Raw genomic sequence first — 12,200 nt, forward strand, 5'->3', positions numbered from 1 at the left:
TCTTTTATTATTCATGAAAAAAGTCAAAAAATCTTTTTTTATGTTGTTTTTCTTGCAATTTATTAATAATAAAATACATAATTAAAGCTATTAATTGTTGATAACTATTGTTTTTAAACGGAAAATGAATGTTTTTAATCGAATAAGTTAAAGACATATTTGATTATTTAAATAACTCCTTTACATTTGTAAGGTGGTAACTACAACAACTTTGTTAAAGTTAACACAATAGACAAATAAAATATTATAAGAATCGGTATGAAACACACTTTACTCAAAAGGTTGATTGTTTTGTTGTGCATTGTTGCGTCTGTATTCAATTTTGAAGCAAATGCTGAAGGTACAAAAACAGTTTCACCAACATCTAGTAACTTAACTTCATTAGTTATTATCCCTTATCGTAATTCGGGTTCGTTTTTAAATTGTAACGAAGACAACCGAATTTATTTCCGAATTAAAGACCATTCGGTAGAAAATTTCTATTTTGGTTTTGATTGGAGACAATACTCAAATGGAGTCACTTCTGGTACAATTCCAAATTTAACCGATGTATATTATAGAATTAGAAGACCTGATGGAAGCGTTATAGTAGGTCCAACTTTATGGAATCCAAATAACTCAGTAGGAAAGATTAATTCTTATGCTCAAGCCTTAGCTGGACCAAACATTAATGGATTAAATCCTACAGGATATACTCCTATTACTTTTGATCCTTCAGTAAATGGGGAGTTTTGGATTGAAACGTACCGTAGTAATGATGGTGGTGCAACTATGATACCTAATGGTAATAGTGGAAATTCGAGCAATTGGGCACATTCTCCATATTTCGATTTTACAGTTGCTAAAGCTAATAATACAGTTTATAATGGTAGAGTTCATTCTGATAAATGGGCTTTTGTTGCTGTACAACCAACAAATGGTGCAGAAGTACAATTTTCAGTTAACATTAATTCTTCATCTTCACCACAATTATTTGCTTACACAGATGATAAAGCAATTGTTAAAATTGAATTCCAGCCAAACTTTAGACCTGTTGCTTATGATGTTGCAGTAAATAGTTATGGAGTTGTTAACACAAGTAACTTTGCTGTTAATAGACGTTCTATAAACTCAAGTGTTTCTCCTTCTTTTCAGAATGGATATAAAATATTTTTGAATCAACCCGACTCAACGGTATACCCCATTGCATCAGTTCCACTGCTGCCTAAATTTATTAATCCCGCAATTAGTGGTTGTGGTCCTATGTATGCTATAAGATTTGATGCTCCAGAATCAGGTGATATTAAGATTTTATTTAATTTAAATGGAATTCCTGGTTATCAAGCAGGTACAACCGATAGAATTTTAGAATTGTTTAATGTGCCAGCCGGATACAATGAGGCACAATGGGATGGTTTAGATGGTTTAGGAAATAATGTAAATAATACAACTACAATACAGCTATCATTGATTTTATTAAAAGGTAGATTTAATTTACCTATATATGATGCTGAAATTAATGCTAATGGTATTAAAGTATCTCTTGTTGCTCCTATTTCTGTTCCAAATGCACAAATGTATTGGGACGATAGTTTATTAACTCAGGTAGGTACAACTTGTGATGCTAGTTTTAATAATACAAGTAACATTACCGGAGCAGGTTTAAATAACTCTACAATTGGATCAGTTTCACCAGCACATGCATGGAGTGGAAACGGAAATATTGGAAATGTAATTCCGGCACCAATAGTTAATGGAAATCAAGATGATAATATTTTATGTAATGATTTTGGTAATATTAGAGTAATTAACACATGGGGATGGGGAATTTATACTCAAGATGTATTTACAAATGCTAAAAAAGGATGTGTTGATTTATATGTTGACATAAATGTAAATAATACTACTCCAAATGTAGGTTCTAATGTTACATTTACAATTTTAGCAGGAAATAATGGTGCAAATACAGGTACAAACATAAATGTAGCAGGTATTTTACCAAATGGATATACTTATGTAAGTTCTTCACAAACAGGTGGAACTTACAATCAAACTACAGGTGAATGGTCAATTCCTTCACTTACTAATGGACAAACGCAAACTTTAACAATAATTGCTACAGTTTTACCTCAAGGAGAATATAATTTTCCAACAACGATAGCTGGTTTTGAATTTGATCCTGACTTATCAAACAATGAAGATTTAATAAGAGTAGAACCGACTCCAATTACTGATTTAGGAGTTGTTAAGACTGTAAATAACTCAAATCCACAAGTAGGATCTCAAGTAATATTTACAATTGCTGTTAACAATTACGGACCAAGTAATGCAACAGGAGTTTCTGTAAATGATTTACTTCCTTCTGGATATTTATATGTTTCAAATACAGCCTCTGTAGGTTCATATAATTCTTCAACAGGTATTTGGACTATTGGTGATATGTCAGTTAGTTCAACTGGAACCTTAACAATAACAGCTACAGTAAAAGCAACAGGTGTTTATAAAAATATTGCTACCATAACAGGAAACGAATTAGATACTAATACTCCAAATAATACTTCTAGTGTTACACCAAATGCTAATCCAGTATCTGATATTGCAGTAACAAAAATGGTTAGTAATGCTACTCCATTAGTTGGTACAAATGTTATTTTTACAATAAATGTAACTAACAACGGTCCAAGTAACGCTACTAATACTATTGTAACAGATCTTTTGCCTAGTGGATATACTTATTCTTCTCACACTCAAACTGCTGGAACTTATATTTCTAGTACTGGGGTTTGGACTGTAGGAACTCTTAACAATGGTATTACAAGAACATTAACAATTACAGCAACTGTACTAAATTCAGGTAATTATACTAATACAGCTACAGCTACTAGCAATAATACTGACCCAAACACAAGTAACAATACAGCAAGTGCAAGCACTGTACCAGTTAAAAATGCTGATTTATCAGTTGTAAAAACAGTAAGTAACACTACACCTAATGTAGGTTCCAATGTGATTTTTACAGTAACTGTAACAAATAATGGCCCAAGTACTGCTAACAATATAATAGTAGCAGAAGCTTTTCCTACTGGATATACTGTAAATAATGTAACTGTAAGTGCTGGACAGTATAATTCAAATGTTAATTGGACTAACTTTAATCTTAATCCAGGACAAACTGCTACATTAACAGCTAATGTAACTGTTAAAAGTTCAGGAAATTATTTAAATACTGCAACTATAACATCTAGTAGTGTTGTTGATACAGTAAGCACAAATAATACATCTAGTGCATCTACGACACCAAATCCTGTAACTGATTTGAGCGTAACTAAAACAGTAAATAATCAAACACCTTTAGTGGGATCAAATGTAATATTTACAATAATAGTTGGTAATACTGGCCCAAGTAATGCCACTGGTGTAACTGTACAAGATTTGTTACCGAGTGGGTATTCATTTGTTTCATATACTGCAACTACAGGAAATTATAATAGTACAACTGGTGTTTGGAATGCAGGCAGTATTTTAGCAAATGGAACTAAAACTTTAACAATAACTGCTACAGCACTTCAAACGGGTAATTATGTAAATACAGCTACCGTTACAGGAAATGAGATTGATCCTAATTTGACGAACAATACATCATCAGCTTCAACAACTCCAAATATAATAGCTGATTTAGCTGTTGTAAAAACTGTAAATAACTCAACTCCTTTAGTTGGAAGTCAAGTTACTTTTACTGTAACTGTAACCAATAATGGCCCAAGTAATTCTCAAGATGTAGAAGTTAGTGATTTATTGCAAAATGGATACACTTATGTATCTAGTACTGCTACTTTAGGATTCTATAACTCAACTACAGGATTATGGGATATTGGAAACTTAGCTAATGGAAACGTTGCTTCTTTAGATATTGTTGTTACTGTAAATAATACAGGACCTTATTCAAATACTGCAACAGTAACTCAAGCTTTTACTGATCCTAATCCAGGAAATAATACATCAACAGTTACAACTACTCCAGTTCCTAAAAGTGATTTAATTGTAACAAAAACTGTTGACAATCAAACCCCTTTAATGGGCCAAAATGTAACGTTTACAATTGAATTAACAAATGCTGGTCCAAGTAATGCTACAGGAATTGTAGTAGCAGAAGCTTTACCTTCAGGTTATACTTATATTAGTCATTCAGCTACTTCAGGTTCTTATAACCAAGCACAATGGACATTAAGTTCATTAGCAAATGGAGCATCACAAACGTTAACAATTGTTGCTTTAGTAAATCCAACAGGAAATTATTCAAATACAGCTACTGCTTTCGGAAATGAATTTGATCCAAATGTTTCTAATAACACATCAACTTCTACTCCAACTCCAATTCCAAATGCGGATTTGGCCGTTTTAAAAACAGTAGATTTAGCAACTCCAAACGTTGGAAATGTAATTACATTTACTATAGTAGCAACAAACAATGGTCCTATAAATGCAACTGGTGTTAAAGTTAATGACTTATTACCAGCTGGATATACTTATTTATCAAGTACAACATCAATTGGTTCTTATAATAATACTTCTGGTTTATGGACTATTGGTACCTTAAACAATGGTATTAGTCAAACGTTGACTGTTACCGTTCAAGTTAATGCGAATGGACCTTATACTAATATTGCTAATGTTGTTGGTGATCAATTTGATCCTAACCTTAATAATAATAGTTCTATTTCTTCACCTATTGTTGGGCAAGTAGCTGATTTAGCTGTTGTAAAAACAGTAAATAACGCTTCACCTCAAGTAGGGCAAAATGTTATATTTACTATAACTGTTAATAATAATGGTACTAGTAATGCTACCGGAGTTATTGTTCAAGATTTACTTCCTAGTGGATATACTTATGTTTCACATAATGCTCCTGGAGGTTCATCATACAGTAATACATCAGGAATATGGAATATTGGAAATTTAAATACTGTTCAAACTAGAACGTTAACAATTACTGCAACCGTTAATAATAGTGGTAATTACACGAATACAGCCACTGTTTCTGGAAATCAATCAGATAATAATCCTTCTAATAATATATCATCAGCTTCAGTTATTCCAATTAGATTAGCTGATTTAGGAGTTACAAAAACTGTAAATAATGCTACACCAACTGTCGGAAATAATGTTGTGTTTACAATAGTTGCAACCAACAACGGACCAAGTAATGCAACTGGTGTAATTGTTAATGATTTATTACCTTCAGGATATGAATTTGTAAATGCTTCTGCTACATTAGGAGTATATAATAACGGAAATGGAAATTGGGTTATTAATAATTTAACTAATGGTGGTTCTGCAACCTTAACATTAACTGTTAAAGTAAAAGGAAATGGAAATTATTTAAACACTGCAACGATTGATGGAAATGAATTAGATAATGTATCTTCAAATGATACTGCAACTGCTTCTACTACTCCAACTAAAAATGCAGATTTATCAATAACAAATAATGTTGATATTACAACTCCAATTGTTGGAAGTAACGTAATTTTCACAATAGTTGCTACTAATAATGGTTTAAGTGATGGAACTGGTGTTACAGTAACAAACACTTTACCAAATGGATATACATTTGTATCAAGCAATCAATCAGTTGGATCTTTTAACCCAACAACAGGTGTTTGGACAATTGGTAATCTACCTTCTGGAACTAGTGAGGTTTTAGAAATAACTGTAACGGTTCTACCAACTGGTAATTACACTGATTCTGCAACTATTACTGGTTTAGAATTTGATGCAGATTTATCAAATAATACGGATACTGCCGTAACTATGCCATTACCTGTAACAGAAATTGCTATAACTAAAACAGTTAACAGTGCAACTCCAAACGTAGGTTCTCAAGTAACATTTACAATTGCTGTTATAAATAACGGACCAAGTAATGCAACAAATGTTGTTGTTACTGATAATTTATTATCTGGATATACATATCAATCAAATACAACTTCAGTTGGAACATATAATAATGTTACTGGATTATGGAATATAGGTAACTTAAACAATGGTCAAACACAAACTATGACTATTACAGCACTTGTAAATCCAAACGGAAATTATTTAAATACTGCTAGTGTAAGTCAAACAGAATATGATTCTGATCCTTCAAATAATTCGAGTAGCACTACTCCTGTACCTAATCCAATTTCTGATTTGGCAATTGTTAAATCAGTTAATAATGCAACTCCTTTAGTTGGATCAAATGTTATATTTACCTTAGTAGCTACTAACAATGGACCAAGTGTTGGAACAGGAGTTTCAGTGGCTGATTTATTGCCTTCTGGATATAGTTATGTAACTTATAGTGCTACACAAGGAACTTATAATAATGTTACTGGTACATGGACAATTGGAAATTTAAATAATAGTCAATCACAAACATTAACAATTACTGCAAAAGTTCTAAATAGTGGTAATTATGTTAATACAGCTGTAATTTCTGGAACAAATACTGATAATGTTATGACAAATAACACTTCTTCAGCTTTAACTACTCCAGTATTATCAAGTGATATAGCGATACTTAAACAAGTTGATATTACAACTCCTGATGTAAATGGAAATGTAATCTTCTCAATCGTTGTTACTAATAATGGGCCAAGTAACGCAACAGGTGTAACAGCTACAGATTTATTACCAACTGGATATACTTACGTTAGTAATGTCGTGTCAGTAGGAAGTTATAATAGTACAAATGGTGTTTGGAGTATTGGTGCAATGCTTAATCAAACTACGGTAACTATGGAAATCACTGCTACTGTAAATCCTTCTGGAAATTTTACAAATACTGCTACTGTAACAGCTATTGAAAATGACCCTATTTTAACTAATAATTCATCTTCTGCTACTACAACTCCGTGGCCTTTGGCTGATGTTGGTGTTACAAAAACAGTTAATAATACCACTCCAAATGTTGGCACAAATGTAACCTTTACAGTTATAGCAACTAATTATGGACCAAGTAATGCAACTGGAACAAACGTTGCAGATTCATTACCAAGTGGATATACTTATGTAAGTCACACTGTTACTGCAGGAAATTATAATAATACAAATGGTAGTTGGACAATAGGAAATTTAAATAATGGCGTTTCTCAAACATTAACTATAATTGCTACTGTCAATACAACAGGTAATTATACTAATACAGCTATTATAGATGCAAATGAAAACGATACAAATACATCTAATACACAAGCTTCAGCTTCGACTACACCAGTTAAATTATCAGATCTATCGGTTACAAAAACAGTAGATAATCCAACACCAAATATAGGTACCAATGTTGTATTTACAATTGTTGCTTTTAATAATGGTATATCTAATGCTACTGGCGTTAGAGTTGATGATGTTTTACCAAATGGATATAATTATATAACTCATGCAGCTGGAATTGGAACCTACAACCCAAATACTGGTGTTTGGAATATTGGTAATATGGCTGTAGGAAATACTTATGTTTTAACTGTTACGGCTCAAGTCAATACAATTTCAAACTACACAAATACAGCAGAAATATCAGGTGACCAAGTTGACCCAAATACAGCAGATAATATATCTTCTGTAACAACTTTCCCAAAAGCTACTATTATCTTAAATGATGATTATGCTGGACCAATAAATGGTTTATCTGGACAAAATGCTGTTCTAAATGTTTTAGATAATGACTACTATAATGGTATTTCTCCAATAAACATTAATGATATTATTTTAACAACATCTATAGCAGATCCAACTGGTTTTATTACTTTACAACCTAATGGAACTATAAATGTAGCTCCTAATACTCCAGCTGGTACCTATGTATTAACATACCAAGTATGTAATGCAGCATTACCTACAGATTGTCATACTGCAATTGCAGAAGTACTTGTTGTTGGACCAACAATAGTTGCTAATGATGATAATTATTCAGGAACACCTTTAAATACAACAACAGGATTTACAAATTTATTTAATGTTTATTCTAATGACGTTTATAATTTGAACTTTGTAAACCCAGCAGATGTAACATTAACGTTAATAAATCCGTCTCCTAATTTTACAATTAATCCAACAACTGGTTCTATTTCCGTTAATCCAAATTTACCTTCAGGAACTTATACTTTTGAATATCAAATTTGCGGTAATTTAAATCCAACTACAAACTGTGATTCAGCAATTGTTACGATTGTAATTGAAAATTCAAGAGTTGAAATAAAAGCATTACTTCAAGGTTCTTTATTTGGAACTACTGATGGTAAAATGCGTGACAACTTAAGAACAAACAATGTTATTCCTTTAACTGAACCATATTCGGTAATGGGAACTGCTGGAAACGTTAGGTTTAATAGACCCGATTTTGTTGCAAGTGAACAAACTACAAATGCTGTTTTAAGCGTCACGGGTGATAATGCAATTGTTGACTGGGTATTTGTTGAATTAAGAGATCCTGCAAACAACTCAATTGTTATGCATACAAAATCAGCTTTAATTCAAAGAGACGGTGATATTGTTGAAAGTTCTGATGGAACAAGTAGTTTAAGTTTTAATAACTTAACAAAAGCAAGTTATTTCATTTCTGTTAAACATAGAAACCATTTAGGAGTAATGACAGCTGTACCGCTTTCTTTCTCTGGAACAAATGCAGTATTTGATTTTAGTTCTGCTACTCCATCTCAATTATGGAACTTTAACACTCCAGTTGATTTTGACGGTTTTGAACAAGAACAAGAAACGAATGGTAAATATGCAATGTGGGCAGGAAATACGAATGCTGATAATAAAGTTAAATATTCTGGGCCAAATACTGATCAAGCAGTTATCTTCAATACAATATTGAATTATACAGGAAATGACTTTAATTTTTACAACTTTAATAATGCTTTTCCAGGTTACTTTATGGGAGACGTTAATATGGATGCAAAAGTTAAATATAGTGGCCCTGGAAATGACCCTACATATATTTTCTTTAATGTAATAACTAAGTATACTCTGAATGTGTTGAATTTTTATAACTACAACCTTTTCATAGAGCAAACACCAAATTAAATCTTAACCAGATGATAAATAATAAATATAAAAAGATGAGAAACAAAATAATATTTGGTCTTATTCTGTTAGTAAACTTTTTAGGCTATAGTCAAGATATCGACTTAACCCTAAAGTACAATACTACACTTAACAGATACGAAGTTTATGCAAGACCTGATTTTACTCAGAATAACTTTACTTGGGGACCATCTCAAATATCAGTTGTTGTTCCTGCATCTGTAGCTAATAGTCCACTTCAAAACTTAACAAGTTTTAATGCAGGAAATTGGGGTGATAACTCAATTATATATGCTCCTACTCCTCAACCACAAAGTGATTTTCATGGTGTGGATTCTGGTGGTTCCTTAACAAATCTAGTTGCAGGTGAAGAATTACTTATCTTCTCGTTTACCATAAATGGTGGATGTGTACCTGGTTTAAGGTTATTTAACATTGGTGTTGATCCAGACTCTAGTGATCCTGGAATGTTTGGTGGTGATTTTAGAAATTCAATCGACAATGGAATGCTAACAGACGTTTATAACGCTAATTATAATAATTCAGGTACGGTTTGTATTGATGCAATTGATGATAATATGTCAATTAACTTTCCAAATGGTGGTGTTATAGGAAATGTTTTTGCGGATAATGATTTTGGTCAAGACACATTATACGGTACACCAATTAGTAATCCTGCGTTAGTTAGTATAACTGTTCTAGATCCTGATGGAATAACTGGTTTAACAATTAGTCCAAGTGGAGATGTGAATGTCCCAGCAAATACAGATCCAGGAAATTATGAAGTAATCTATCAAATTTGTGAAGTAGCAATACCTTCAAATTGTGATTCTGCGACTATTTTTATTACTGTTAATGCACAGATTATTGCAGAAGACGATACAATTACTGCAAATGAAGCTGATGGAACTATTGGAAATATATTTCCTAATAATGGTGTTGCACCAGATACTTTAAATGGAAATCCTATAACTGTTGGATCAACAGTTATTATTACATTAATTAGTAATGGTGGTTTAACCGGATTAGCAATTGATAATAATGGTGACATAACAATACCTATCAATTCAAATGTAAATAATGGGGTTCCTTATGTTGCAGAATATCAAATTTGTGATGCATTAAATCCTGGAATTTGTGATACTGCTTTTATAACTATAACTATTGAACCTTCAATTATTGCTGAAGATGACAATAATTTTACTATAAGTACATCTGAGCAAGGTGTTGTAGGAAATATTTTTGCTAATAATGGTAATGGAATTGATTCATTAGAGACAATAGCTATTACTAATCCTGCATTAGTAAATATTACAATTTTTGGAGTTTCTCCACTACCTGGTTTAGTAATAAACGCTAGTGGTGATATATTTGTTCCACTTAATACAGTTGCACAAAGTTATTCAATTCAGTATCAAATTTGCGAAGTAGCAAATCCTTCAAACTGTGATACTGCAATATTTATAATATATGTTATAGAAACAGAAGATGATTCAGCTACAGTTCAAGAAAACTCTTTTGTCGATATAGATATATATTTTAATGATACTTTATTTATTGGTGATCCGAATGTCCCTCTATATGGTACATTAACAATTTCTACTTTACCAACTAACGGAACTGTTACTATAACTGACCCTAATGCAACGCCATTAGATCCTACAGATGATATTGTAACATATACACCAAATGCAAATTATAGTGGACCAGATAGTTTTGAATATACTGTTTGTAACAACAATACGCCTACTGCAAATTGTGATACAGCTTTAGTAACTATTAATGTAACTGCTAATAGTGCTGATATTGTTACTGTTAAAACAGATAACTCAGCAACATATACTCCAGGAACAAATGTAACTTATACAATTACTGTTACTAATAATGGTCCAGATGATGCTACAAATGTAGTTGTTAGTGATGCTCTACCTAGTGGAATTACAACAGCAACATGGAGTGGTGATAATGGTTCAAGTGGTACTGGTGCACTTTTAGACACTTTACCAACTTTGGCCAATGGAACTACAGTAATTTATACTTTAACTCTTACTGTTCCTTCAAGCTACACTGGAAACTTAACAAATGTCGTTACTATAACAAGTGACACTTCTGATCCTAACCCATCATGTCCAACATGTACAGATATTGATACTCCTTTATTAGTTATCGATGCAGTTAATGACCCATTTGGTCCTGTAGCGAATAACGTTCCTCATACTATTGACATCTTAAACAACGATACTTTAAACGGTGCTCCGTTTGGTCCTTCTGTTGTGAGTGTAACTATGATTGACCTTACTATAATTCCTGGTAGTTTATACAATACTGCTACAGGTGAATTTACTGTACCAGTAGGAACAACTCCTGGTACATACACTATTCCTTATACAATATGTGAAGTAGCAAATATATCTAATTGTGATAGTGCTAATATTATTGTTATTGTGGAAGATCCTGCAATACCTAATACTATTGATGCGGTAAATGATACTACAAATCCTGTAGACGGAACTGTAGTGAGCACTCCTGTTAATATCCTTACAAACGACATTCTTAACGGAAACCCTATAACAAATCCTTCTCTAGTAATCATTACGGTGGGAACTTCTTTCCAAAATACTCCGACTGGTGGTCTTTCTATTAATACTACTACTGGTTTAGTAACAGTTTTAGCAGGAACTCCTCCTGGAATATATACTGCAACTTATACTATATGTGAAGTAGGGAATCCAACTAACTGTGATACTGCAAACGTAATCATAGTTGTAGAAGACCCAACTGAAACAAATGTAATTATTGCAAATGATGACAATATGTCGTCAACTCCTGTTAATCAAACTATAGGTAATCCAAATTTAGTTAATGCTTTAACATCTAATGATAGTTTAAATGGAATAACTTTTATTGATGCTAGTACAGTTACTATATCTGTGTTAACTCCTGCAACTAATTCAGGTGTTTCACTTAATACTTCTGATGGAAATGTGTCTGTAGCAATTGGAACTCCTGCAGGAACCTATGTAATTACATACATGATTTGCGAAATTGCAAGTCCTGACAACTGTGATGTCGCTAATATTACTGTGGTAGTAGATTCTAACACAACCAATGCTATTGCAGATATCAATGTAACTTATGTTGATACTCCTGTT

Annotated in this window: 2 protein-coding genes; both read left to right on the forward strand. The window is 32.3% G+C overall.

Annotation, left to right across the window (positions count from 1 at the left end; all coding sequences use genetic code 11):
* The first annotated feature begins 258 nt into the window (after window positions 1–258).
* Window positions 259–9,048: a DUF11 domain-containing protein gene (locus tag AAC008_RS11845; protein ID WP_339889495.1), complete on the forward strand. Its 8,790-nt coding sequence runs from the start codon at window positions 259–261 to the stop codon at window positions 9,046–9,048.
* Window positions 9,049–9,083: 35 nt separating this feature from the next.
* The coding region (locus AAC008_RS11850; RefSeq protein WP_339889496.1) for an Ig-like domain-containing protein at window positions 9,084–12,200 on the forward strand (3,117 nt) is incomplete at its 3' end.

It is taken from the genome of uncultured Flavobacterium sp. (assembly GCF_963975515.1).
GTDB lineage: Bacteria > Bacteroidota > Bacteroidia > Flavobacteriales > Flavobacteriaceae > Flavobacterium.